This window comes from Arthrobacter sp. WCS2018Hpa-7, assembly GCF_031843805.1.
Taxonomy (GTDB): domain Bacteria; phylum Actinomycetota; class Actinomycetes; order Actinomycetales; family Micrococcaceae; genus Arthrobacter.
Genome location: NZ_JAVTJB010000032.1, coordinates 1 through 24659, shown reverse-complemented (window position 1 = coordinate 24659; position 24659 = coordinate 1). Strand labels below are relative to the sequence as shown.

The 24659-nt window shown below is 60.1% G+C and carries 21 protein-coding genes and 1 tRNA gene; 9 read left to right on the top strand and 13 right to left on the bottom strand.

Annotated features, from left to right (window positions below; all coding sequences use genetic code 11):
• Positions 1–7: 7 nt before the first annotated feature.
• Positions 8–700, top strand: coding sequence for a hypothetical protein (locus RQH14_RS21845; protein WP_311215224.1), 693 nt, complete (start codon positions 8–10; stop codon positions 698–700).
• A gap of 27 nt (positions 701–727) precedes the next feature.
• On the opposite strand, the gene RQH14_RS21840 is transcribed toward RQH14_RS21845, so the two are convergent.
• The 6 genes from RQH14_RS21840 to rpsB form a co-directional block, all read right to left on the bottom strand.
• Positions 728–1312, bottom strand: coding sequence for a DivIVA domain-containing protein (locus tag RQH14_RS21840; protein WP_311215209.1), 585 nt, complete (start codon positions 1310–1312; stop codon positions 728–730).
• A 20-nt stretch (positions 1313–1332) separates the two neighbouring features.
• Positions 1333–2268: a phosphatidate cytidylyltransferase gene (locus RQH14_RS21835; protein ID WP_311215208.1), complete on the bottom strand. Its 936-nt coding sequence runs from the start codon at positions 2266–2268 to the stop codon at positions 1333–1335.
• A complete protein-coding gene (frr, locus tag RQH14_RS21830; RefSeq protein ID WP_159707894.1) occupies positions 2268–2825 on the bottom strand; it encodes a ribosome recycling factor in 558 nt (185 codons plus the stop codon). Before frr ends, RQH14_RS21835 begins: the two co-directional genes overlap by 1 nt.
• Before the next feature lie 102 nt (positions 2826–2927).
• Positions 2928–3665, bottom strand: a complete 738-nt coding sequence (pyrH, locus tag RQH14_RS21825; RefSeq protein ID WP_231342155.1) for a UMP kinase — start codon at positions 3663–3665, stop codon at positions 2928–2930.
• A gap of 120 nt (positions 3666–3785) precedes the next feature.
• Positions 3786–4622 (bottom strand): translation elongation factor Ts, encoded by an 837-nt coding sequence (tsf, locus tag RQH14_RS21820; protein WP_311215207.1) that lies wholly within the window; start codon positions 4620–4622, stop codon positions 3786–3788.
• Between the two features lie 120 nt (positions 4623–4742).
• A complete protein-coding gene (gene rpsB, locus RQH14_RS21815; protein WP_311215206.1) occupies positions 4743–5645 on the bottom strand; it encodes a 30S ribosomal protein S2 in 903 nt (300 codons plus the stop codon).
• Between the two features lie 407 nt (positions 5646–6052).
• On the opposite strand from rpsB, the gene RQH14_RS21810 reads away from it, so the two are divergent.
• A complete protein-coding gene (locus RQH14_RS21810; RefSeq protein ID WP_311215205.1) occupies positions 6053–6562 on the top strand; it encodes a M23 family metallopeptidase in 510 nt (169 codons plus the stop codon).
• Between the two features lie 22 nt (positions 6563–6584).
• On the opposite strand, the gene RQH14_RS21805 is transcribed toward RQH14_RS21810, so the two are convergent.
• Positions 6585–7775: an acyl-CoA dehydrogenase family protein gene (locus RQH14_RS21805; RefSeq protein ID WP_311215204.1), complete on the bottom strand. Its 1191-nt coding sequence runs from the start codon at positions 7773–7775 to the stop codon at positions 6585–6587.
• Between the two features lie 946 nt (positions 7776–8721).
• Here RQH14_RS21805 and RQH14_RS21800 point away from each other — a divergent pair.
• Entirely contained in the window at positions 8722–10827 is a 2106-nt protein-coding gene (locus RQH14_RS21800; RefSeq protein ID WP_311215203.1) for an AAA family ATPase, read from the top strand.
• Positions 10824–12692 carry a UvrD-helicase domain-containing protein gene (locus RQH14_RS21795; RefSeq protein WP_311215202.1) on the top strand — a complete coding sequence of 623 codons (1869 nt, stop codon included), beginning with the start codon at positions 10824–10826 and terminating at the stop codon, positions 12690–12692. The genes RQH14_RS21800 and RQH14_RS21795 overlap by 4 nt, the downstream gene beginning before the upstream one ends.
• 585 nt (positions 12693–13277) lie before the next feature.
• On the opposite strand, the gene RQH14_RS21790 is transcribed toward RQH14_RS21795, so the two are convergent.
• The 6 genes from RQH14_RS21790 to RQH14_RS21765 form a co-directional block, all read right to left on the bottom strand.
• Complete coding sequence (locus tag RQH14_RS21790) at positions 13278–14327, bottom strand: hypothetical protein (protein ID WP_311215201.1); 1050 nt, start codon at positions 14325–14327, stop codon at positions 13278–13280.
• Positions 14328–14678: 351 nt separating this feature from the next.
• A tRNA-Ile gene (locus tag RQH14_RS21785) sits at positions 14679–14752 on the bottom strand.
• An 84-nt stretch (positions 14753–14836) separates the two neighbouring features.
• Positions 14837–16033 (bottom strand): glycosyltransferase, encoded by a 1197-nt coding sequence (locus RQH14_RS21780; protein ID WP_311215200.1) that lies wholly within the window; start codon positions 16031–16033, stop codon positions 14837–14839.
• Positions 16034–16142: 109 nt separating this feature from the next.
• Positions 16143–17048: a DMT family transporter gene (locus tag RQH14_RS21775; protein ID WP_311215199.1), complete on the bottom strand. Its 906-nt coding sequence runs from the start codon at positions 17046–17048 to the stop codon at positions 16143–16145.
• Entirely contained in the window at positions 17048–17671 is a 624-nt protein-coding gene (locus RQH14_RS21770) for a CDP-alcohol phosphatidyltransferase family protein (protein ID WP_311215198.1), read from the bottom strand. Before RQH14_RS21770 ends, RQH14_RS21775 begins: the two co-directional genes overlap by 1 nt.
• A 47-nt stretch (positions 17672–17718) precedes the next feature.
• The gene (locus tag RQH14_RS21765; RefSeq protein ID WP_311215197.1) at positions 17719–18567 is read right to left on the bottom strand and encodes a phage holin family protein; all 849 of its coding nucleotides are present in this window, start codon (positions 18565–18567) and stop codon (positions 17719–17721) included.
• A 174-nt stretch (positions 18568–18741) separates the two neighbouring features.
• Here RQH14_RS21765 and RQH14_RS21760 point away from each other — a divergent pair, with 174 nt between their 5' ends.
• The 5 genes from RQH14_RS21760 to RQH14_RS21740 all read left to right on the top strand — a co-directional run bounded on the left by RQH14_RS21760 (position 18742) and on the right by RQH14_RS21740 (position 24557).
• Positions 18742–19971 carry a multidrug effflux MFS transporter gene (locus tag RQH14_RS21760; protein ID WP_311215196.1) on the top strand — a complete coding sequence of 410 codons (1230 nt, stop codon included), beginning with the start codon at positions 18742–18744 and terminating at the stop codon, positions 19969–19971.
• Between the two features lie 23 nt (positions 19972–19994).
• Entirely contained in the window at positions 19995–20174 is a 180-nt protein-coding gene (locus tag RQH14_RS21755) for a glycine zipper domain-containing protein (RefSeq protein WP_089594322.1), read from the top strand.
• Positions 20175–20300: 126 nt separating this feature from the next.
• On the top strand, positions 20301–22799 hold the full coding sequence (locus tag RQH14_RS21750; protein ID WP_311215195.1) for a DUF2156 domain-containing protein: 2499 nt from the start codon (positions 20301–20303) through the stop codon (positions 22797–22799).
• Between the two features lie 22 nt (positions 22800–22821).
• Entirely contained in the window at positions 22822–24105 is a 1284-nt protein-coding gene (locus tag RQH14_RS21745; protein ID WP_311215194.1) for an alpha/beta hydrolase-fold protein, read from the top strand.
• A 44-nt stretch (positions 24106–24149) separates the two neighbouring features.
• Positions 24150–24557: a hypothetical protein gene (locus RQH14_RS21740; RefSeq protein ID WP_089594319.1), complete on the top strand. Its 408-nt coding sequence runs from the start codon at positions 24150–24152 to the stop codon at positions 24555–24557.
• Positions 24558–24659 lie beyond the last annotated feature (102 nt).

The window sequence follows — 24659 nt, the reverse complement described above, 5'->3', positions numbered from 1 at the left end:
TGACGCCATGTCCGAGGAACCGGGCGCCTCCAGCCCAGAGCCGCCGGCACGACCGACGGAGTTGTCACCGAGTGTCCGCGCGCAATTGCTGGCCACCGAACACTGGAGCCTGCTCGCCTCGCGCAGTACCACCCAAGGCGAAGTCCTCACACGCATCAGCATGTTCCTGACCTTCACGTCGGCAAGCCTGTTGAGCGTGGCGCTGGTGGGTAACGCCACACAGTTTTCAGATGCCTTCAGGGCCTTCGCGCTGACCGTCCTCAGCATCGACCTGGTGGTTGGCCTGCTCACCCACGTGCGCGTCATGAGTGTGGGCATGGAGGACCTGATGTACGTCCTGGCAATGAACCGCTTGCGGGCGGCCTACGTCGACATGGATCCCGGCATAGGGCCCTACCTCATGGCCGGCGCTCACGATGACGAAGAAGGCGCCAAAAGGACGTATTACTTCCTGGGCGTTCGGACTGACTTCAGCCAAGTTGCTGGCAGCAGCATGGTCTTCATGGGGTTCGTCAACTCGGCCTTGATCGCCCTGCTGCTGGGATCGGCACTCCTGACAGCCGGGCTTCCCCCAGTGGTGGCAGTCCCAGTAGCCGTTCTGGTTGCCTTGGCCTTCTTCGGCACATCGCTGGCCCGCGGCCACAGACGCTACCTGGCGGTATGGAAGAACAACCTGCCCGTTTCCCCCAGCACTCACTAGCCCTGCACCCGCTGAGCGGGGTGTGGACTAGTCGATGGCCGCCATGAGCTCTACAGCGCGGGCCAGGAAAGCGTCCACCTGCGCTTCCTCATAGCCTTCATTGCCCTTGGCCGCCCGGAAGACGGCCCGCCGGACAGTGTCCACGCTCAGGACCTGGTCGTGCTCAAGGTAACCCACCAGCTCAGCACACAGGGCATCAACGTCCTGGATGTTGTAGCTGCGCGCCCGCTTGCTGGAAGGCCGACGGAACCGCTCGCCGTCGGGCCGGTGAAGCCGGCCCCGCAGGATCCCGGAAAGTTTGCCGATCTGGCGCAGCCAGGCTTCTTCGCCCTGTTGGCCGATGAGGTCGTCACGCTCGCGGCGCGCAAACGCGTCCTCGAGCCGATCCAGGGCGGCATCCACGCTGTGGGCGTCGTACCCACCCTTGACCGGGTCAAAAGCCACGTCCCGCACGTCCACGCTGGCCACCTGGTCAGCGGTACCCACAGGGTTTTCAAACGACGTCCTGGCTCGCTGAAGGAACTCGTCAACTTGTTTGGCGTTATAGCCGTACTTGCTGCGCTCTACGCGATCGAACGTTGCGGGAATCTGGCGTCGAATATCCACGGACACTAATTTTCCTTCGTTGATTGTCAGACGCCGCTGAGCAGCGCGAACAGAACATAGGCTACAGGGGCCGCGAACACAATGGAGTCCAGGCGGTCCATGACGCCACCATGGCCAGGCAGGATACTGCTCATGTCCTTGACCCCCAGTTCACGTTTGACCATGGACTCGGCGAGGTCGCCTGCCGTAGCGGCGGCCACCATGCCAACGGCCAGGAGCAAGCCCACCCACCAGGGCTTGTCGAGGAGGAAGACACACGCCAGGACGCCAATGAGCATGGCTCCACCCACCGACCCCGCGAAACCCTCCCAGGACTTTTTGGGACTGATTTTTGGAGCCATGGGGTGCTTCCCGAAGGACGCCCCAACGATGTACCCAAACGTGTCGTTGGAAACAACCAACAAAAGCATGGACGCGATCTGCCATGCGCCTTCGGGGATCCCATCCGGCCAAAAGCCGACAGGAGTAGGCCCGCTGGTGGTGTGCAAGGACAGCGACGCGAAGCTGATAAGGAACGGAATCCACGCCAGCGTGAACACACCGGCGAACACGCTCCTCGGCGCTCCGGCGGCACTCTCGATGGACCGCCACAGCAGGACGGCCACGGAACTCGCCGTCATGGTGAACAGCAAACCTTCCAGGCCACCGAAGTAGGCCGACACCGGCATCACCAGGCTGCCAACCATCACGGGGATGATCGGCATCCTGGTGCCCTGGGCCTCAAGGGCCCGGAAAACTTCCCACACACCCAACACAGCAAAAGCCGTGGTGAGCAGGACGAAACCCAGAGGGAGGAAAAGCAAGCCGCCCAAAACCGCCAGCAGCATGGAAAGCCCGACGCCGATGGCCGCCGGAAGATTCCGGCCGGCCTTTGGCGTGGGGTTCGTCCGTACGCGCCTGGCGCGTTGAGGGGTAACGCGCGTCGGGACCCGTCCAGCGGGTGCCGGCTCAGCCTGGTTCATCAGACCTCGAGCAGCTCGGCTTCCTTGCGCTTGAGCAGTTCGTCGATGCTGTCAACGTGCTGCTTGGTCAGGGCGTCGAGCTCCTTCTCAGCGCGGGCACCATCGTCTTCGCCGGCTTCGCCGTCTTTGACGAGCTTGTCCAGCGTGTCTTTTGCCTTGCGGCGGATGCTGCGGATGGAGACCTTGGCGTCTTCACCCTTGCCCTTGACGATCTTGACGTACTCCTTGCGACGCTCCTTGGTGAGCTCAGGAATGGTGACTCGGATGACGTTGCCGTCGTTCGAGGGGTTGGCACCAACCTCGGAATCGCTCAACGCCTTCTCAATGTCGCGCAGCGCGGTCTTGTCGTACGGCGTGATGAGGATGGTCCGGGCGTCGGGCACACCGAACGAAGCCAGCTGCTGAAGCGGCGTGGGTGTGCCGTAGTACTCGACAATCACCTTGTTGTAGAGACCGGGGTTCGCCCGACCCGTACGGATCGTGGCGAAATCGTCCTTGGCTACCTCAACCGCCTTGTCCATCTTCTCGCCGGCTTCGAGCAAGGTCTCTTCGATCACGGGTTTCTCCTCAGAAAATAGTTGCTGCCCTCATGCAGGCCGCAGTGCACAGTAAAGTTCCGCCGTGAGAGGCGGACGGTCCTAGAAATATCCTAGCCCTTGCTAGGGAGTAACCAGGGTTCCCAGCGTTTCGCCGAGGATGGCACGGGTAACGTTGCCCTCGCCTTCCATCCCGAAGACCACCATGGACAGTTTGTTGTCCTTGCACATGGTCATGGCTGTCTGGTCCATGACGCGGATGTCCCGGCGCAGTGCGTCGTCATAGCTGAGGACATCCAGCTTCTCGGCAGCGGGGTCTTTCTTGGGATCAGCGGTGTACACGCCATCCACGCCGCTCTTGGCCATGAGGACCACGTCGGCATGGACTTCGAGGGCACGCTGGGCCGCCACGGTATCAGTGGAGAAATAGGGCAGTCCGGCGCCTGCACCGAAGATGACAACGCGGCCCTTCTCCATGTGGCGGATGGCCCGGCGGGGAATGTAAGCCTCGGCAACCTGGCCCATGGTGATGGCGCTCTGGACACGGGTTTCAACGCCTGCCTGCTCCAGGAAGTCCTGCAGGGCCAGGCAATTCATGACCGTGCCGAGCATGCCCATGTAGTCGGCGCGGGAGCGGTCCATGCCGCTCTGGGAAAGTTCTGCGCCGCGGAAGAAGTTACCGCCGCCTACGACGATGGCTACCTCGACGTCGGAGACTGCTGCCGCGATCTGCTTGGCGATGGCCCGGACGGTTTCGGGATCGACGCCGAGCTTGCCTCCGCCGATGACCTCGCCGGAAAGTTTCAGAAGTACACGTCGGCGGGTCTTCTCGGGCTGGATTGCAGTGTTGACGGTTTCCATGGTGCCTCCCGTTGGTGGACTCTGGCTAGATTATCGTGCTGTGGGTCCGCGCAGGTACTACCCGGACGGGTGCATGAAAAAGGGGCGGCCACCGAAGTGACCACCCCTTTTCATGAATTACTAGTTTCCTACGCGGAAACGGGTTACTGCGGTTGCCTTGACGCCGGCTTCTTCGAGGACCTGTGCAACAGTCTTCTTGGAATCCTTGGCGAATGCCTGGTCAACCAGAACTTCACCCTTGAAGAAGCCCGTCACGCGGCCTTCCACGATCTTCGAAAGAGCAGCTTCGGGCTTGCCTTCAGCCTTGGCCGTCTCTTCGGCGATGCGGCGCTCGGAGTCGACCAATTCGGCCGGAACGTCGTCACGGGTCAGGTAGTTCGGAGCCATGGCTGCAACGTGGACAGCGATGTCGTGAGCGGCGGTGGCAGCGGCTTCGCCTTCACCGTCAACAGCGAACAGGACGCCTACCTGGGCCGGGAGGTCCTTGGACGTCTTGTGCAGGTAAGCGTCAACCGTGGTTCCCTCAACGCGGGAGATACGGCGGACAACAACCTTTTCGCCGAGGACAGCGCCCTCTTCGACAACAACCTCGGACAACGGCTTGCCGTCAACCTCGGTGGCCAGCAGGGTCTCGAGGTCGGCTGCGCCGGACTCGACTGCAACGCTGAGGACCTTGTCAGCCAACTGGATGAACTTGTCAGCCTTGGCAACGAAGTCAGTTTCGCAGTTGACCTCGATCATTACGCCAACGCCGCCGTTGACCTTGGCAGCAACCAGGCCTTCAGCAGTCGAACGGCCTTCGCGCTTGGTAGCGCCCTTAAGGCCCTTGATGCGGATGATCTCGATTGCCTTCTCGGCGTCACCGTTGGCTTCGTCAAGAGCCTTCTTGACATCCATCATGCCGGCGCCGGTGCGCTCGCGCAGGGCCTTGATGTCAGCAGCAGTGTAGTTCGCCATGTGAACCCCTCTGTCTAGAATTTGTGTGTTTACGGACTGACAGGACAGCCGCCCACCGTGTGAGCCGCCATCCTGTCAGTTGCCCCCGATGCTGTTTCCGGCATCAGGGAAGGTCCAGATTTACTTGGCTGCTTCGGCTTCGCCGGCTGCAGCTTCAGTTGCTTCGGGAGCCTCAGCTGCGGGAGCTTCTGCTGCCGGAGCCTCAGTTGCGGGAGCTTCTGCGGCCGGAGCCTCGGTTGCCGCTGCTTCTTCGGCCTTGCTGCCTTCGAGGAGCTCGCGCTCCCACTCAGCCAGCGGCTCTTCCGGAGCCTCGGTGGTGCCCGTTGCGCGCTGGTTACGGGCGATGAGGCCCTCAGCTACGGCGTCGGCAACAACGCGGGTCAGCAGGTTGACGGAGCGGATGGCGTCGTCGTTACCCGGGATCGGGAAGTCGACTTCGTCGGGATCGCAGTTGGTGTCCAGGATGGCAACAACCGGAATGTTCAGCTTCTTGGCTTCGTCAACAGCAAGGTGTTCCTTCTTGGTGTCAACAACCCAGAGAACCGAGGGAGCCTTGGTCAGGTTGCGGATACCACCGAGGTTGGACTCAAGCTTGGTGAGTTCGCGCTTGAGGAGCAGGAGCTCCTTCTTGGTGTAAGCCGAGCCTGCGACGTCGTCGAAGTTGATCTCTTCGAGTTCCTTCATGCGCTGGATACGCTTGGCGACGGTCTGGAAGTTGGTGAGCATACCGCCCAACCAACGCTGGTTGACGTACGGCTGGCCAACACGGGTAGCCTGCTCGGCAATTGCTTCCTGAGCCTGCTTCTTGGTGCCGACGAACAGGACGGTGCCGCCGTGGGCGACAGTAGCCTTGACGAACTCGTAGGCGCGGTCGATGTAGGACAGCGACTGCTGGAGGTCAATGATGTAGATGCCGTTGCGCTCCGTGAAGATGAAGCGCTTCATCTTCGGGTTCCAACGACGGGTCTGGTGTCCAAAGTGGACGCCGCTGTCAAGCAGCTGGCGCATAGTTACGACGGGCATGCCGACGCTCCTTCCGGCAGGTCATTCATGAGAGAGCCCATGGGGCTGCTCTTACCCTGCCAATAGTTGACGGTTGTTTAGCCTTTGCCCGGATGGGCGTGGCTCCTGGCATCCATTGCACTTCTCATCCGGGGTGAAGCCAAAGGCTCGTCCGGACCGCAAGAGGCACAATCCTCCGCAGCCTGAAGCCACGTGGCTTCGCTGGTGGAGGGCTGGATACGCGTAGTCAGCCTGGGACCCTCACATATCTGAATGAGACATGCTCCTGAACTAGCCTGAGGGCACAGCAAACTGCTCCACCAAGTGTACTACAGCGACCCCACCTGTTTGACCGCCACCGCAGCCCGTTGTCCACATACGAAAGACCGGGGATCGACCCACCGCCGCCTCCCCGGGAGGCTTGGTCCATGACCCCTGTGAAGTCCTTGATGACCCTGCTGGTTACCTTGGTGATGGCCGCGGGCGCAGTCGGCCCATCCGGGCCGGCTGCGCCGGACCAGGCCTCCCTCCGGTGGAGCTGGCCGCTCTCCCCCAAACCTGACGTGCTCCGGATCTTCGATCCGCCGGACAAACCGTGGCTGAGCGGCCACCGCGGCGTAGATCTGGGACCAGTGTCCGACGACGGAAAGGTCACCGCACCCTCGGACGGCGTGGTGACCTTTGCCGGCGTCGTAGTTGATCGTCCGGTACTGACCATCGATCACGGCGATGGCCTCAAGAGCAGTTTCGAGCCGGTGACCAGTGAACTCAAGGCCGGTGACACCGTGCGCAAGGGACAGAACATCGGCAGCATGGAACCCGGCCACTGCAGCAGTGCCACCTGCCTGCATTGGGGCGTGCGGCGCGGCGAGGTCTACGTCAATCCGCTGGGCTTCGTGGAAGACCTGCGGCCGTCCATCCTGCTGCCGCTCCACTGAGCCCCCGCCGCGGGCGAAAGTCCTAGACGATGGCCGAAACACCGGTGATGGCGCGGCCGGTCACCAAGGTGTTGATTTCGTGCGTTCCTTCGTAGGAGTAGATGGCCTCAGCATCGGAGAAGATCTTGGCCATCCCATAGTCCGTAACGATTCCGTTGCCACCCAGGATGCTGCGTCCCAGCGCAACGCTTTCGCGCATGCGTGCCGTAGTGAACGCTTTGGCCAGTGCCGACTGCTCATCCTTGGCCACACCTGCGTCTTCGAGTTGGGCCAGACGAACCATCATGCCCATGGAAGCTACGGTGTTGCCGAGGATCTGGACCAGCTGATTTTGCACCAGCTGGAAAGCCGCCAACGGCCGCCCGAACTGCTGGCGTTCCACGGCGTACTGACGGGCGACATCAAAGGCCGCCATCTGCAGCCCAACAGCCTGCCAAGCCACTGCCAGGCGGGTCACCTTGAGGACCTTGTTGGTATCGCGGAAGCTGTTGCCGTTGGCAAGCTTGAAGAAGTCGGGCACCACCACGTTGTCCAGAACGATGTCCGCATTCTGCACCGTACGCAGGGAGATCTTGTTCTCAATCTTGGTGGCCGAGTAGCCCGGCAAGGTGGTGTCCACCAGGAAGGCCTTGACCTGGTTGTCAGCCACATCCTTGGCGTAGATGACCACCCAGTCGGAAAACGTGGCGTTGCCGATCCAGCGCTTGGCGCCGTTGAGAATCCAGGTGTCACCGTCGCGTTTGGCTGTGGTGCGCGTTCCACCCGCCACGTCCGAGCCGCCCAAGGGCTCGGTCAGCCCGAAAGCGCCGATCTTTTTCAGCGAGTAAATGTCCGGCAGCCAGGCATCCTTCTGTTCCTGCGATGCGAGGGCCTCGATCGAACCCGTGAACAGGCCGTCGTGGACGCCCATGAACGTGGCAATCGAAGCATCAGCGCGTGTCACTTCAGCGTGGAGCATGCCGGCGAACAGGTTGGAGTACCCCTGACGACGAACGGGGCTGACCAGATCCAGTTCGCCAAGCTTGGGAATCAGGTCCATCGGGAACTCACCACGATTCCAGAAGTCCACGGCAATGGGCTTGACTTCGCGGGCAAGGAATTCCCGAACTTCCGCGAGGCGGTCCTGCTCTTTTCCTGTCAGCATCTGCTCAAAGGCGTAGAAGTCGCCATCGGCATACGGAAGGTTGGTGGCATCGAATGCAGCGTTGGACATATTCGCTCCTTCAGGGGTGGTCACCTGCGACCACATCGGGGCAGCAAAAGTTACCGGTGAGTACATGTTACTCATCAGTAACCTACCTCAACGGGCTGCTCCCCCGCAACGCGGAGGACCCCAGAAAGCAAAAGAACCGTGGCTGACGTTTCAACGTCAACCCCGGCTCCCGTGAATGTATAGATGATCGGTCGGTAAGCGAACCCAATTCCTCCCGAGATATCCCTTGAGGAACTGGTTTCAAAGTTGCACCGTTCCCGCGCCAAGCGGCCATCGCCCGACCCGACCGAAGCGCATCTCCTCAATACAAACTCGCACCCGACCAGGTCACTGCGCTTGTCGCCGCCTACAAATCCGGCACACCAACAACCGAACTCACGGCTCAGTACGGCCTAGACAAGGACTCCGTCTTGAAGGTTCTCGAACAGCAAGGCGTCATCATGCGACGCCCACCGCTCGCCCCGAAACAAGTCGAGAAGACCGACGATCTCTACGAGCAGGGCAACTCCCAGCCACCATCGCCACGAAGCTCGGGATCTCCCAGACCCCCGTTTGCAACCACCTCAAGAAGCAGCGCGTGCAGCTACGTCGTCGCGGTCGGTCAAAAGGCACAACCCAGGCCGACAGCCAGCTAGGCGACTTCGGCGTCTCGTCATCCTTCGCACTACCGCGCCTGAGCCCCCGGGCAGCACCACCGAGGACATTCCTGCCCACTTGCGTCAAAGAAGGAGTCCCGTCCGATATAGTCTTTCCTGGTAAGGCGGGCCGAGCTGATTTCATTTCTCCTCAAAACATGACGGAAAATGCTCAAACGAAACGTAGATCACAGGGCAACCTGCATCCAGCGTCACCTATCGGAGTTTTATAGACGCACGCAGGACACTCAGCATGACCAGTCCTGCCTTACTATCATAATCAGGGCATAACATGGGGCACGAGAATACTTGTGAAGATAGCTAAAATAAATATTGACGGATATCGTCTTCTAGACAGCTTCTCGATGGATATGCGCGATAATCTCTCGCTTGTCATTGGAAAGAACAACACCGGTAAGACATCTCTCTTGAATGTCCTTGGCTCGTTCCTAAATTCCTCCGGCCCGGAATTCAGCTATGAGGATTTTTCCATTAATCGTCAGCTGGCTCTTCAAAAGGCAATCATTGCCGACACGCCTGAATATCCCAGTTCCGCCCCTAAGATCGAGCTCGAACTGGAGATCCGTTACGACGAGGAAGACAACCTCAAGAACCTCTCGAAGCTCATGGTTGACCTCTCCCCCGAGGCACGAGCGGTTCACTTGAGGTTTCGAGTCGAGATCAACCAGGAGAAATTCCTACAGCTACATACAGACGTCCGCAAGAACACCCAGGCTATCAGCACGGCAACTGGTGAGGACCTAACCGAGGCTCGGCGCTCTGAGGAGAACCAGCGTTTCGTCTCGAAGAGGGTCCGTCACTATCTGACTCATTCAATCGAGTCCTACGACCCTGCAGACGGCAACAACACCCTGTCGCTGACGAATGAACCGGGACTTGTCCGCAGCGTCATCCGACTGGAATTTGTGAGCGCTCGGCGGTCCGTCGAGAATCGGCCTGCCGGGAAAAGCGGACGAGCAGCCGGGCGCGCTCTCTCCCAGCTCACGAGCGATTACTTCGAGGATCGAATCGGAGATATCCGAGATAGCCACGCATTTATACAGCTGACAGCGCAAGCCGCCAACACCGACCGTCAGTTCACGGATGCGTACAAGCAGGTCTTCAAAGACGTAATTAAGAAAGTTTCCCGTTTCGGAGCCGCCGATGGCCTCAGAGGAGACCTCCATGTTGTCTCCGACATTCAGCCAGATTCACTCCTCAAGAACAATACCTCTGTTCGCTATGGTGAACTCGAGTCGCCTCTCCCGGAAGATCACAATGGTCTTGGCTACCTGAACCTGATTGCGATCATCATAGAGATTGAAATCAGACTCCTCCGAATGACGGGCAAGGATGATATCGAGTCGGCCGATATCAATATCCTCTTCATCGAAGAACCAGAGGCGCACACGCACCCTCAGCTTCAATACGTGTTCATCAAGCAGATCAAGAACATGATTAGCGAGCACTGTAATGAGAACCATCTACGACTGCAGACCGTGTTGACCACTCACTCTTCCCACATCACAGCCGAGGGCGATTTCTCCGACATCAAGTATTTCCGCCGAATCGGCGAACGCGTCGAGTCCCGCAATATGACAGATCTTGAAGAGAAGTACAGCGACGACAAGAAGTCCTACCACTTCCTTAAGCAGTACCTCACACTGACCAGGGCGGAGCTATTCTTTGCCGACAAAGCGGTTCTTATCGAGGGTGACACGGAGCGCATCCTCATGCGCGCCATGATGCGGAAGCTGGACGCAGAGAACCAACCACACGAGTTTCCGCTGAGCTCCCAGAACGTGTCGGTCGTCGAGGTTGGTGCTCACTCGCAGATATTTGATCACTTCATCGACTTCACCGGAATCCCGACACTCGTCCTGACCGACATCGACAGTGCAAAAGTTCACACCGATATGGGAAAGACGTCTCTACGTGCTTGCGCCGTGGAAGACGGGAGCCACACCACCAACGATGCACTCAATCACTACTTCGGGCTGACTAAGTCGGGCCACGGCACTGATGGAGATCTCGCTGATCTCATCGCCAAACCCGCAGCTGAAAAGTCCCTCTCAAAAGCATCTGGATCCTGGAAACCCACCAAGGACGGCGCCGCACTCTTCGTCGCATACCAGACGGAAGAAGATGACTACCATGCTCGGAGCTACGAAGACGCCTTCATACACATCAACCGGGCCTTCATCAAGGAAAACCTAGATCACTTCCGCGGCCTCAAGCATAAGGACAAGTTCGACGACGAGACGCAATGCGCCTACGTACTCGCACGCGACTGCGTCGCCAAGAAGACCCACTTCGCTCTTGATGTCATCCATGCCGAAAGCGAAGAGGGCGATATTAGCTGGAAGACACCCAGCTACATCGCTGAGGGGCTCAAATGGCTGAGGGACGTCACGTGACGAAACCGGAGCACGAGGTTCTACAAGCGCTTGACGCCACCCGCTCGAACCAGGACTTCCTCGTCAAAGGAGGCGCCGGCAGCGGGAAGACACACTCGATGCTCGGCTTCCTCGACGAGATATACGCCGAACGGCCACGAGTTCGTGTGGCATGCGTGACCTTCACAAACGTAGCCGTCAACGAGATCCGGGCCCGGTTCTCGATGGAGAGCCTCCAGATTTCAACCATTCACGATTTCCTGTGGTCGCTCATCAGTAGATACCAGAAAAACCTGAAGGACTCGCTTGCAAAACTCGTGAATAGCGGTGCCATCAAATCAACGCTCGCCCTACCCATCAATACAGCTCTCTGGACCGAACCGATCAAGTACAGAGAATGGCTGAACATTGAAGCGGGCGAGGTCTCGCATGACGAAGTACTCAAACTTGCCGAAGACATATTCAGCACGCACACGACAATGGCTCGGATCCTCACGGATTGCTTCGACTACCTCCTCGTGGACGAGTACCAGGACACCCCTGCCGCCGTCATGCGGATCCTCGTCGATCTACTGCCAGCACCCACCGATCGATCAATGCGAGTCGGTCTCTTCGGAGACAGCGAACAAGCCATCCATGAGTCGGACAATGGACGTGACCTCCTTGAGGGGGCTATTCAATCAGGGCGTATCCGTGCAATCACCAAGACGGAGAACCGGCGCAATCCAGCGGCAGTCCTCCAAGTGATCAACCGGCTACGCGCCGATGGACTGCAGCAAATCCAATCCATCGACCCCAAAGCGCCCAACTGCGGCGTTGAAGGAACCGCCCGTTTCGTCTACACCACCGAAACGGGCCTCGACACAGCAACGCTACGTCAGCTTTCGCTGTGCGACGGCTGGGATTTCAGCCCGCACAAGACCAAGCTTCTTTACCTAAGCAAAAACATGATCGCCAGAGAGAATCGATTCCCGCAGCTGATGCGCATCTACGACAAAGACCGTGTTGTCGAATACGCCAAGAAGGTACGGGCTCATCTAGAGAAAACAGGCATGAAGTTAGCGGGTGACGCGACCCTCGGCTCGGTGCTGGAAGATCGCGGAAGGGCATATCCTCCTTCTGGCGTCCAAGCGAAGGAGTTAGCCGAGGAACCACAACTTCTTGAGAACGCATCGAGTTTCCGGTTTGAGGACATCGCCACGACACCGACAAGCTCCGACCGCCTGATCGGCACAAAGAGAGTATCCGAGTTCGATGACAGGAACCGCGGCGACAAACGGGATGCTCTCATCAACCACCTGTTGGCCATCCAGTCGCTCCGGAGCCTCTATAAGCAGGGGAAGTTCAATCAGGTTATCCGCTGCTTAGACGTAAACCTCGACAGCATCGAAGCACGCCGGCAGATCGCTGCGAGTCTGGATGAACTAGCCGGAATGGACTCACGATCAATCGGTGAGGTATTCGAGTTCGCACATCAAACTGGACTCATTCAACGCGACGACCGGATCCGCCGGTTCGAGACCAAACATCCATACCGCTGTACACGTGTGTTCGCCGTTCCATTCCACGAAGTCGTTAGCCTCTTTGAGTACGTAGAAGACTTCACTCCCTACTCCACGCAACACGGAGTAAAGGGATCCGAATGGGACAATATTTTCATATCCCTCGATAATGGAGGGTGGAATAACTACAATTTCGAAAAGCTCCTAGCGAATCCAACAAGCACCGAGTCCGTACCGACGCGGTCTCGAATGATGCTCTATGTAACCTGCAGTCGAGCAAAGCAGAATCTTGTCGTCTACGCTCATGACCCCAGCGAAACAACCCTAGCTCGCGCACGGGAATGGTTCGGCGAGGATTCAGTACTTTGCGTGAGTGGTCAATAGTCACAAACTAGACACGCCGGCATTCCACCGAAGCTCGGTATCCATGGACCAACATGATCGACAGCATTCCAAATGTGCCGGATCTTGCGCACGTGGTACCGCACGATAGCCGACGGGTGGTTTGCAAGCTTCTCCAGGAGCATCTCTCCGTTTGGCGTCTGGCCAACGGTGCTGAGGGCACGCGTCACCCGAGTTCCGAGTCGCACGCCAGGATCGTCCAAGAGTCGCTTGAGAAGCCCTTCCGCATCTTCTCCACCTACGCCAAGGGAGATCGAAGGCTGATGCTACTGCTGAGCCGCTCGGGTCGTTCCGCAGCATGTACGGTGCCAACAGCGAAGCTTCATCCGCCCAAGAGGGTGACTCGCCGGCAAAGGCTGAAATGAGCATCGAGGACCGAAGTCGATACCATGTCTCACCGGAGGCGCCAAACGTAATCGAGTCGTCTCTCCCTCAACGGTTGAAGGTTGATTCCAGATACTTGATCAAGCCTGCTACGGACTGCCTTCCAACCAGTCATGCGGAAAGCTGATCGATAGCATCGGGAGGCAGTAGGCGTTCTAAGTCGTTGTGCTGCGAAGAGCGTAGTTAATTGGATGTGGGCTTCAGGTCCTGCGATGTTCCATCGGCAATTCGCAACAGGTCTGCCGCCAGCATGAAGGTCCATATGAGGCACTGCTCAGCCTCGGAAACTGTGACATCACTGTGTACACCCTTGTTCGCCATGGCGTCGAGATTAGTGATTCGCTTGCCGTAACTAGCAAGCGTCTCCCCTAAGACCTTGCCACTCAGGCTATTGCCAAGCCTGTCCTTGGCAAACTGAATAAGCCGGTTTCTGTAAGCATCGTCGTTCATGACCCGTTCCACCCCATCCTCACCGAAAATAGTTTGGCCGGTTGACGGGTACAAAGCGTCGGCTAGGTCCTTAATCATTCGCCGCGTACTCGTCAGAGCGTGGGACAAGTCTTCCGGTGTGCCTCCTGCGAGACTGGCCTCCGCCGCAGCGAACTTGTCCAAAGCCTCCGGTGCACGTTCAGCCAGCGACGCTCGAACATATTCGAGTCCTCGTTCAAACACACTACTGGAAGGCTTGCCACTATGCAGGTTCGTTTCCGTTTGGAGCAGGTAGCAGTACACGTCCTGCCGAATGCGCTCAATGATCGTCTCGTGCTGTTGGATAACCGGAAGCAGCTTCGCCTGCTGCTCGTCAGCCGCAACAGCCGCAGTGTGCGCGTAGTAGTTGCTGGTCTTATCTGCGACCGAATAGTCGTCGTATATCCTGCGCACCTCCGCGAGATACGATTCGAGCTGAGCCACGGAGATGACGTAGATGTTGTCGCCAGCCGCCATCTTGCGCCCTTTTTGGTACTGCATGTACATCTCGACTACCTGAGCGCGGGCCTCCTCCGCTCCCAGAAGAGTGACAAGGTTGCCGTTGATCACTTCAATAGTGGGATCGGTCTTAGCCGCTCCCGTAGTCACATCGATGAGTTCCATCTGAAACCTGTACTGCGCAAGATAGTCCTGTCGCAAAGCCGCGATACGGGCTGCCTGTCGCACAATGGCAGCCACTGACCTTCCCGGCTGGTCGAAAGCGTCCAACGCGCTGGTCACGAGCTGGGCGACATGGTCTTGCATGAAGTCCTCTCACCGTTATGATTCCCGAAAAGCCTACCTGACGAGTCACAACCCGACAGGAGGGATCACCTGTATGGGTTGCCGGCTCCATGCGCAGCTCTCCATCCGAATCCTGAGTCGCAAAGCCCTCGAAGTGATGGGATTCACTGATCTTTGTGACAATACTGTTACGGCTGATCGCCAGCTTGCGGCCATTGCTTGCTGCCCAAATTTCTTGACGCTTAATGTTCGCCATAAATTATGCATACAGCGTGTTCGAAAACCTGTGGACAACTTGAGATAGTGACATCATAGTTCCATCAGGTTCTGCGGGTTCGACGCAAAAACACGGAAACCCGCAGAATCTAGCGGTAGGGCTACTCGGACTTGAACCGAGGACCTTAGGATTATGAGTCCCGCGCTCTAACCAGCTGAGCTATAGCCCCGTGACGCCCGGAAAAGCCACCGCAAAGCAGCAGTTCCGGGCAAAGCACTCCAGCAATTCTAATAGGTGCCGGGGAGTGCTTTTGTCACACCACCATGTCCTCGTAAGAGGCCCCGCGGTAGAGGTCCTCGAACGTCTGGAGCGTGCCGTTGATGCTGTGGGGCTCCACCATCTCGCGGCTCAGCTTGCCCATGGCTTCCAACTCATGCTTGGGAAGCTCCACCAGCTTGGTGATCTTGGCCGCCAGTTCATCGCTGTTGTTGGGCGTGAAGAGATAGCCGTTCTCACCATCACGGACCAGATGCGGCAGGGCCATGGCGTTGGCCAGCAGCACCGGCGTGGAAGCAGACATGGCTTCCAGTGTCACCAGTGACTGGAGTTCGGCTGTGCCGGGCATGCAGAATATGTCGGCCTTGATGTAGGCCTCGCGCAAATCTTCGTCGCTGGCGAGTCCCAGGAACCTGACCCTGTCCCCCAGCCCCAGCTTCGCTACCTGCGCCTCAAGGGCAGGACGGACTTCGCCGCCCCCCACAATCTCCACATGCACGTTCAACGCCGGGGACGTCTTGGCCACGGCGTCGATCAGGACGTTGACATGCTTTTCTTCGGCCAGACGTCCGGCAAACAGCACCGTGGGGTTGGCGTGCGGCTCAATGGTCTCACCGGGCTGGAGTTCGTAAGCCGAGGAGTCAATGCCATTGGAGAGCGGCAGCACCTTACGCAGGAACGCGTGCTGGTGCATTGCCTTGGCAGCGAGTGGCGTGGGCGTCGTGACCACATCGGCCTGGCCCATGACCTTGCCCATGTCCTTCCAGGAGATGCGGCCAACGATGTCCTTGAACCACTGCGGGAATGGCAGGAAGGGATTCAGGTTTTCCGGCATGAAGTGGTTGGTGGCAACAACCCGGATGCCACGCTTCACGGCCTCGTACAGGACGTGCTCGCCAATCATGTAGTGGCTTTGGATGTGGACGACGTCCGGCTGGACTTTGTCGAACAGCAGGCTGATTTCCTTCTTGATCTCCCAGGGGAAGCAAATGCGGAAGTACTCATGGGTGAAAACGCCGTGGGAACGGAGACGGTGAACAGTGGCTTCGTCGCGGAACTCCGTGAAGCTCTTGCCCGTGTCCGGACGGCAGGCCAACACGTGGACGTTGTGCCCACGTGCCGTCATTCCCTTGGCCAGGCGGTAGCCAAACTGCGCGGCACCGTTGACATGCGGTGGATAAGTATCCGCGGCAATCAAAAGAGTGAGGGGCTTGGTGGTGTCGGGAATGGTCACGTGGAGAACTCCTGATGTTCACGGTGCGGACAGCACTGCTTGTGGCAATACTGCGGTGTCGCCGGGTTGCCGGTCCGCGTACAGCGGCGGCGCAAGGTCAAGCTCTGCCCTAGGCCTTCTTGTTGGCAGCCGCCTTCGCGTCCTTCTTGCGTTTGGTGACTTCCGGATGGTGCCGGCTCAGGGCAATAACCCCCACGATAGCAAGGGTAGCGGCCACAGCCATGGCGATGGCCATCACGGCGTGGACATCGGGACGAAGCTCACCAAGGATCACAATGCCGATGGCGATGCCCACCATGGGGTCGATCACGGTCAGTCCGGCGATGACAAGGTCCGGTGGACCACCTGAGTAGGCACTCTGCACAAACCAGGATCCCAATCCCCCGGCGGCCACGATGGCTATGAGGGTGTACCACTGGACGTTGAGCAGGAACAACCCGTTGGGATCCAGCAGATGCTTGCCGATGATGCGGGTCAGGACGGCAACAAACCCGAACAGGACACCAGCGCCCAGGATGTAGACGAAGGCACTCATGCGGTGTTTGAACAGGACGGCCAAGGTTCCGAAGATCCCCACGGCCAGAGCCAGCAGGAGAACAATGGTCAGTTCGTCCTCACTGGTGACGTGATGGTTTTCCTGTGTGACGAAGACTGCCAGCAACACGAACAGCGCCGAACCCGTGACACACGCGCTGATGGCCACCACAGTTGCACGGTTGATGCTCAGGCCTTGGTCCTTGGCGTTGACCACGGTGGTGATCACCAACGCAATGGCACCAATGGGCTGCACTACGGTGAGCGGAGCAGACACCAGGGCGATGGCGTTCATCACCATACCGAGGGCAAGGAACAACAGCCCGAGCATCCAGCGGGGATTCCGCAGCAGCCTCAGGAATCCGTTGGAGCTCAGGGCCAGGCCCCCGGTATCGGCTTTGACTGCGCTGCCCTGCCGTTGGGCGCCTATTGCGAGGAAGAAGGCACCAAGTACCGCAAGGAAAACCGCCAGCCAGACCATCAGCCGTGTCCGCCGTCGTCGTTTTTCAGTTCTTTACCCTTACGCAAGATGGCCCAGAAATAGTTGTAGGCCGCAATCCAGTGTCCGAGGAGCCCGAAGCCAAGGAACGTCCAAGCGGCAACGAAGTAGACCTCAGTGAAAGGGATGGGCAATTTGGAGAGGACAAGCAGCGGGGTGCCGAGCAGCAACAGCGCTGTGCGGATTTTCCCAATGATGCTCACGGGAAGGTCCGGGTGGCTGCGGAAGTAGATCAGGGAAGCAATGGCCAGGATGGCGTCCGGAACCAACAGCGCGGCCAGGTACCACCACTGCACGACGCTGGCAATCGCCAACGTGAAGGCTACGGCCAGCAGCGCGGCCCGGTCGGCCATGGGGTCCAGGATGCGGCCCAGCTTGGAGGTCTGGTCGAAGCGTCTGGCGATGTAGCCATCAACCCAGTCGGTGCTGCCCATGATCACAAGCACCAGGACCGCGAAGCCATACTCCTGCTCCGACAAAACGAGCCACACGAACAGCGGAACCCCCATGAAGCGGAGGACCGTGAGGATATTGGGGACGGTGAAGATGAGGTCGTGGTCAACCTGCGGCCGGTCAGGGTGTGAACCAGCACCGATCAATTTCACGCGTGTCCCCCTTCCTCGTTGTCATTGTTGGTGCCGCGGATGGCTGCCTACTTTTTCAGCAGCTTCCGCAGGGCAACAACGAAGACTACGGCAGCAGTGGCAAACGCTGCGAGGTCCTTCCACCGGGCGGCGAGCCGTTCAGTGAGGCTTTCGGGGACGGAGTCTCCGAGGTCGGCAAACTTCGCCGCAGCGAACTGCTTTCCCTCTTGGAACTTTCCGCCGGCGCTGTCCAGCAGGGCCTGCCCCTGCTTCTTGACGTCCAGCTGCTCGCCGAGTTCGTCGCGGACCCCGGTCAGGTGTTCGCGGCGCTTCTTCAGGCGCGAGCGAAGCTCCGCTTCCGTGGGTGCCTTGACTGCGTCCGATTCCTTGGCAGCTTCCTTCGCAGCCTTCTCTGCCTTGGCTTTCTCCGCCGCAGCTTCCTTCTCTGCCTTGGCCGCTTTGGCAGCGGGCGAGTTGGGATCGAGGATGGACTCATCAAAAGCTGAGCCCTCCTTGGCGATTCCAAGATCGTGCTTGATACCCCGGATGGTGTCCTCGGGTACCAGGGGCATGGCCTTCTTGAACTTGGCGATTCCAATCAGGGATGCAATGGCCACAATGACCAGGAAGAACGCTGCGACGATCAGCGCCGCGAGCCATCCCGGCATGATGGTGGCCAGTCCCAAAATGGCGGCAACAACGAGGGCGATCACCAACAGCGCAAGGAACACAAGGGCAACGCCAAAGAAGGCACCGGCAATCCCAACCTGGGTGGCCTTGCGTTTGAGTTCCACCTTGGCCAAGGCAATTTCGTCGTTGATTTGCCGTGGGGCCAACCGTGCAACGAGCTTGAGGGTCCTCGGCAAAGTACGAATGGCTGGTCCTTGACTGGTCCGGCCGGTGTGACGTCCACTCATGGGTTCCGCCTAACTGCTTTCCTCTGGGCATCGTATGGGGCGAACGCGGACTGAAATCTCTCACCGCAGACACCTGTTCACAAAGCTATCATTCAGGCTCCTGCTGAACTTTCGGGACCACACCGCGGCGCGCCCGTCATACGCCCAATAAATATGATCCGGGCCATAGGATAGATGATCGTGACCTCTCCCATTGCTCCGGGCGACTCCCTGAGCCGACGCGAAAAACTTGTCTATATTCTCCTGCTGGGTGCACTGACTGCGCTGGGTCCTTTCACGATCGACCTTTACCTCCCGGCGTTCCCGGCGCTGGAGGAGAGTTTCGACGTTTCTGCTGCCGCCATCCAGCTCACCCTGACGGGAACCACCGTAGGCTTCGGGCTCGGCCAACTGGTGGTAGGTCCGTTCAGCGACAAAGTGGGGCGCCGGCTCCCCCTGATCCTTGCCACCGCCGTCCATATCGGTTCATCGCTCGGGGCAGCGCTGGCAACAGACATCGGGATGCTGTCCCTGTTCCGTGTCCTCATGGGCATCGGCGCAGCTGGCGGTGGCGTAGTGGCCATGGCCATGGTCAGGGACCTCTTCCACGGCTACTCCATGGTCCGGATGTTCTCGAGGATGTCACTGGTCAACGGGCTGGCCCCCATCCTTGCCCCTGTCATCGGATCGCAGTTGCTGCTGGCCTTCCCGTGGCCCGGAATCTTCTACTTCCTGGCCGCTTACGGCTTGTTGGTGATCCTTGCCTCCATCTTCTTCATCCGGGAGACGCTGCCCGCAGACCAGCGCGGCAAATCCACCATCACCGTGGGACAGCGCTATAAATCGGTCCTGACGGACCGGATCTTCGTGGGCATGGTGCTGGTGGGAAGCCTGAACTTCGGTGGTTTGTTCGCCTATCTTTCTGCGTCCACTTTCCTGTTCCAAAACGTCTACGGATTCTCGCCGCAGGAATACGGGCTCCTGTTCGGCATCAACTCACTGGGCATTGTTGCGGGCGTTCAAATCAGTTCACGCCTGATCAGGCGGGTGGCCCCGCAGTGGATCGTGGCCGGGGCAACATTGTTCATGCTGTTCACTGCCCTCGTCATCGTGGTGCTTGACCTCTTGCACGTCGGCCTCTGGGGCATCCTCATTCCGTTGTGGTTCTATATCTGCGCCACCGGGTTCATGTTCCCCTGTGTCCAGGTCCTGTCCCTCGCCAACCACGGCGCCCAGGCAGGCACGGCAGCGTCCCTCCTGGGGGCATCCCAGTTCATGATGGCCGGAATTGTCCCGCCGGTCGTGGGTTGGCTGGGCGTCAGTTCGGCTGTTCCCATGGGCTCGGTTATGGCGGTCTGCATTACCGGGGCCATCGCCGCACTCTGGCTGGTGGTCCGGCCCCGCACCGTTCCCTCCATCCATTAGGAACCCACCCGTAGGCTGAGACCATGACCAAGAAACCGCACCGCAACGGCAGGGGCCTCTTCCTCGGCGCCCTGCTTGGCGCCACTGCCGGCGCGCTCATTGGCCGCGCCGCAGGAAGTGCCCTGTTCGGAGCGATTCTGGGTGCCGTTATTGGCGCCGCCGTCCTCTACCGGGTGAACCCAGGTCCCTGGAAACGGGACTAGGACTACCGCACAAAACGCGACCCGCCGCCGTCGGGACTGCCCAGCCTCTCCCGTTACAGCGTCCCGCAAGGCAGAATGGTGGCCAGCCGGGGTAACCGGTGCCGGACCGGTGCAAGGGGACATCACATGAGCGCGGCTGTTGATTTGCGGGGCGGTGTCCGCGGCTTGGCAACAGTTCGCCGGCTGCCCCTGACACTGGGCCTGGCAGGGCTGCTGTGGGTCCTGGGCGCTGCGACAGGGAGCCTGCTGAATGGACCCAGCGAGGCGTTGCTGGACCAAATGGGCCTGGGGCTGGCAGTGGAGCCAGGGCCATGGTGGTCAATTTTCACGTCGGCGTTCTTTGCGTCTTCCCTGCTCGACTACCTTGCCTGCGCGGCCGCGATCCTGGTGGGCGTGGGAATCGCCGAGCGTGTCATGGGCCCGTGGCTGGCGCTTGCAGCGTTCGTGGCGGGTTCGGCCCTCAGCGCCCTGGTTCTGGTGGCGCTGGTTGCGTTCGGAACCGACGCCAGCGATCAGTGGCTCAGCTTCCTGGGCGGCGAATACGTTGTTGGCGCCTACGGCGGCGCAGCTGCCGCGCTGGGATGCGCGACGGCGGCACTGGACGCCCTCTGGCGCCGTCGGCTGAGGACGTGGCTGCTGGCCGCGACCCTGATGTTTGCCCTGTTCGTAGGAGTGGCCCAAACCCTTCAGGCGCTGGCCGGAGCCGTGATGGGCATCCTGGCCGGCTGGGCCGTCCAGTCCCTGATGCTCCGCCGCAGGGCAGGATCACTGCATTCTTCGACTCTCCGTGAGACGCGCTTTCTGGTGGGCACGGTGGTGGGCGTCTTCGCGGTGGGACCTTTGCTCACGCAACTCACCGGCACGTGGGAAATAGGCCCCCTGTCCGTGGTCTCGGACGTCATGCTCCAAGCCAGCCCCGACGCCGATGAAGTCAAGGAGGCCTGCAACAACGACACCAACTGCGTCACTTTGCAGGGCATCGTAGGCGTCCAAAGCTTCGGCGCAGCAATCCTTACATTGATTCCGGTCCTCCTGCTGCTTGTTTGCGCTGAGGGACTCCGCCGCGGCCGCCGGCTCGCCTACCGCCTGACACTGGTGATCCAGGCGTACCTCGCAGCAGTGACAGTCCTGTCCATCGTCCAATACATCACTGATCCGGACGTCACTCTGGGCGATGACGATTTCGGCTACCTCCTGCTCTATGCGGTTCCGGCTGTCCTCGCACCGGTGATCATCGTGGCCCTGCTGTTGGCCAACCGCCACAAGTTCCGGGTGGAATCCAGCGACGCCGGATACAGGGTCCTGGGCAGGACCTCACTGATCCTGGCCGTCGCTGCGATAGTTCTCTATGTGGCGTTCTGGTTCGTCGAAGGCAATCCGGGGCGCTCCACTTTGTGGGACCTTGCCGGGCAGTTGACGCACATCCTGGTTCCCTTTCCCGTTCCGTTTGTGGTGGCCCTCCCACAAGGCCTGCTGAGCACCGTGGTGTACGGGCTGGGTGGGGACATCATCTGGCTCTGCATCCTGGTGCTGGTCTTGAACAACTTCCGGCGGTTCAGGATGCTTGCCACAGATCCCGCAGCGGATCTGGGGCACACCCGGGAGCTGCTCCATGACGGCGGCGGCACGCTGTCCTGGATGGCCTTGTGGGACAACAACCAGTACTGGTTCACACCGGACCGGAAGGCCGGCGTTGCGTATCAAGTGCACAACGGCGTGGCCTTGACGGTTGCGGGTCCTTTCGGCGCTGAAGAGCACCATGCGGAAGCAGCCACGGGGTTCCTGAAGCACTGCGCCGGCCTGGGACTCACCCCGTGCTTCTACTCAGCCACCGCAGAACTGGACGGCCCGCTCCTCCCCCGCGGGTTCCGCAAATTGGAAGTGGCGGAAGAAACCCTTCTCAACGTCCAGGCCATGACGTTCAAGGGCAAGGAATGGCAGAACGTGCGCACCGCCCTGAACCGCGCAGAGAAGTTGTCCATCAAGGACCACTGGTATCCCTACCAGGAGATGCCACCGGGAGTCAGGGCTCAACTGGCAGAGATCTCCGAAGAGTGGGTAGCGGACAAAGCCCTGCCGGAAATGGGATTCACCTTGGGAGGCCTGAATGAGCTGAAGGATCCCGAGGTACTCTGCTGCGTGGCCCTGGACGACGAGGGCTTGGTCCATGGAGTCACCAGTTGGCTGCCCGTGTTCCGCAACGGCGTCATCTCGGGATGGACCCTGGACTTCATGCGGCGGCGGACCACCGGTTTCAAGGGCGTCATGGAATTCCTTATCGCCTCGGCCGTCACCCACTTCAAGGAAGAAGTCCCCCAGATCTCCCTGTCCGGCTCGCCGCTGGCCAATGCCGGGGCTGACACCGCGGAGGGCGACCGGAGCTCCCTGGACCGCGTCCTGGCGCTGCTCGGCAATGCTTTGGAGCCCATGTACGGCTTCAAGTCCCTGGCAGCGTTCAAGTCGCGGTTCCAACCCGAGCACCGCACCCTGTATATGTACTACCAGGACCCCTTGGCATTGCCATCCATTGGGATCGCGGTGGGCTCCGCCTACCTGCCGGGCCTGTCCCCCGCGCAAAGCGCAGGCCTCCTGCGGCAAATGGTCGCCAGGGAGCCCGCAGCATGAGCAGCGGGCGGAGTTCCTAGCCGTGGACGACCTCCTGAAACTTGAGATCAGCGGCCCCGTGGTCATGACGGTCGCCGCGGTGATCGGCGTCGTGTTCTTCCTGGTACTTTTCCTCAGGCCGTCGGCCCGGTGGGCGCTGACCGCGATCATTGCCATTGTGGCCGCTGCGCTGCTGGGATGGCTGACTGTGTGGATCGTTGAGGACGTCATGGACGTCTTCCACGTGGGACTGACGCCGCGCGTATGGTTCTGGGCTGTCTCCTGCTTCGCTGCGCTTGGACTGGCCGTGGTCAGCTTCCGCCACAGCCGTGCGTGGCGGAAAGTGGTGGCTGCGGTCGCCATCCCTGTTTTTCTCCTGGTCGCGGCGCTGGGCATCAATACCGAGTTCGGGCTGAACAAGACTCTGGGCTCGGCCCTGGGGATATCCACTGAGGGCGCCATCCAGTTGAACAAGCCCAACCCGGACGCGTCCATACCGGCAGGACCCCTCTGGCAAAGCTGGAAACCCCCGGCCACCATGCCGTCCAAGGGCAAGGTGGGCACGCAGGTGATACCGGCAACGGCGTCCGGCTTTGACGCCCGGCCCGCCGGCATCTACCTGCCTCCGGCAGCCCTGACGGACAATCCACCCCGGTTGCCCCTGTTCGTCCTCATGATGGGTCAACCCGGGCTTCCCGACCCCCAGTATGTCTCGGCAGCACTGGATGAATTCGCGGCGAAGAACAACGGGCTGGCGCCGATTGCGATCGTGGCTGACCAGATCGGCCCGGATGAGAACGACAACCTCTGTTTGGACACCGCCAAGTACGGCAACGTGGAGAAGTACATCAACGAAGATGTAGTGAACTGGGCCAAAGCCAATCTCTCCATCCTCCCTGACCGGGACCATTGGACCATCGCCGGTTACTCCAACGGCGGCCAGTGCGCCATCTCCTTCGCCGTCAAGTACCCGAAGATGTGGGGCAACGTGGTGGACATCTCCGGCGAAGAGTTCCCGGGAGCCGAAGACCCCGCAGGCAACCTCGCAACCATCTTCGGCGGCAACCAGGCGGACTACGACGCCCAGAAGCCCATCAACATCATGAAGGGCAAGCAATTCCCTGATACGACGGCCGTTTTCACTGTCGGCTCCGACGACGTGACGTACGTGGCCGCCGCGAAAGCAGTCTCCGCCGCCGCACGGTCGGCAGGCATGACAGTGACCTATTACGAGGTTCCCAACGGCGGCCACGTGGGACTGGCCCTCAACGCGGGCCTGACCAAAGGTTTCGAGGTGCTTTACCCCCGGCTGGGACTTTCCCGCTAGGGCTTCCCCTGTTGCGCGCCCCGCCCCGGCGATAAAGTTGGGGTGTGCCACATTGGCAAGAGCTGCAGCCGCTTCCGGCACCGTGGCAGCGTCGGGATGAACGCATCCTGCCGCTGTGGTGGGACCGTCTGTGCTCGGTGACCAGCCCACAGTCGGCTGCCCTCTACGCTGCAGGCCTCTTCACGGACGACCGCCGCCGACCCATCGCCCAGTGGTACAACCCCGAGGCGGACGCCGCACTGCTGGTTGCGCCGGAGACCTCCCCTGAGTGGCCGGTCCAGCGATTCGGAATCTTCTACGCCCCGCCCGGTGGCGGCTTCACCCGCGTCTACTCAGCCCCTCACGAGTGGCATCCGCGCGACCCCAGGACCCCGCCCACTGAGCAGGACTCGTTCCTGGCAGCTGTGGCCGAGGCCGCCCGTTTCCTGCAAGTGGAGATGGATTTCGTCTAGGAAAAGATGAACCCCGCACCGGCGTGATGCCGATGCGGGGTTCTGATGCTCCTCCGACTGGACTTGAACCAGTAACCCTTCGATTAACAGTCGAATGCTCTG

Excerpts from the sequence above, each read along its gene's own strand:
- RQH14_RS21845 (WP_311215224.1), top strand. The coding sequence starts at position 8 with ATGTCCGAGGAACCGGGCGCCTCCAGCCCAGAGCCGCCGGCACGACCG.
- RQH14_RS21835 (WP_311215208.1), bottom strand. The coding sequence starts at position 2,268 with ATGAACCAGGCTGAGCCGGCACCCGCTGGACGGGTCCCGACGCGCGTT.
- pyrH (WP_231342155.1), bottom strand. The coding sequence starts at position 3,665 with ATGGAAACCGTCAACACTGCAATCCAGCCCGAGAAGACCCGCCGACGT.
- tsf (WP_311215207.1), bottom strand. The coding sequence starts at position 4,622 with ATGGCGAACTACACTGCTGCTGACATCAAGGCCCTGCGCGAGCGCACC.
- rpsB (WP_311215206.1), bottom strand. The coding sequence starts at position 5,645 with ATGCCCGTCGTAACTATGCGCCAGCTGCTTGACAGCGGCGTCCACTTT.
- RQH14_RS21810 (WP_311215205.1), top strand. The coding sequence starts at position 6,053 with ATGACCCCTGTGAAGTCCTTGATGACCCTGCTGGTTACCTTGGTGATG.
- RQH14_RS21805 (WP_311215204.1), bottom strand. The coding sequence starts at position 7,775 with ATGTCCAACGCTGCATTCGATGCCACCAACCTTCCGTATGCCGATGGC.
- RQH14_RS21790 (WP_311215201.1), bottom strand. The coding sequence starts at position 14,327 with ATGCAAGACCATGTCGCCCAGCTCGTGACCAGCGCGTTGGACGCTTTC.
- RQH14_RS21775 (WP_311215199.1), bottom strand. The coding sequence starts at position 17,048 with ATGGTCTGGCTGGCGGTTTTCCTTGCGGTACTTGGTGCCTTCTTCCTC.
- RQH14_RS21765 (WP_311215197.1), bottom strand. The coding sequence starts at position 18,567 with ATGAGTGGACGTCACACCGGCCGGACCAGTCAAGGACCAGCCATTCGT.
- RQH14_RS21760 (WP_311215196.1), top strand. The coding sequence starts at position 18,742 with ATGATCGTGACCTCTCCCATTGCTCCGGGCGACTCCCTGAGCCGACGC.
- RQH14_RS21755 (WP_089594322.1), top strand. The coding sequence starts at position 19,995 with ATGACCAAGAAACCGCACCGCAACGGCAGGGGCCTCTTCCTCGGCGCC.
- RQH14_RS21750 (WP_311215195.1), top strand. The coding sequence starts at position 20,301 with ATGAGCGCGGCTGTTGATTTGCGGGGCGGTGTCCGCGGCTTGGCAACA.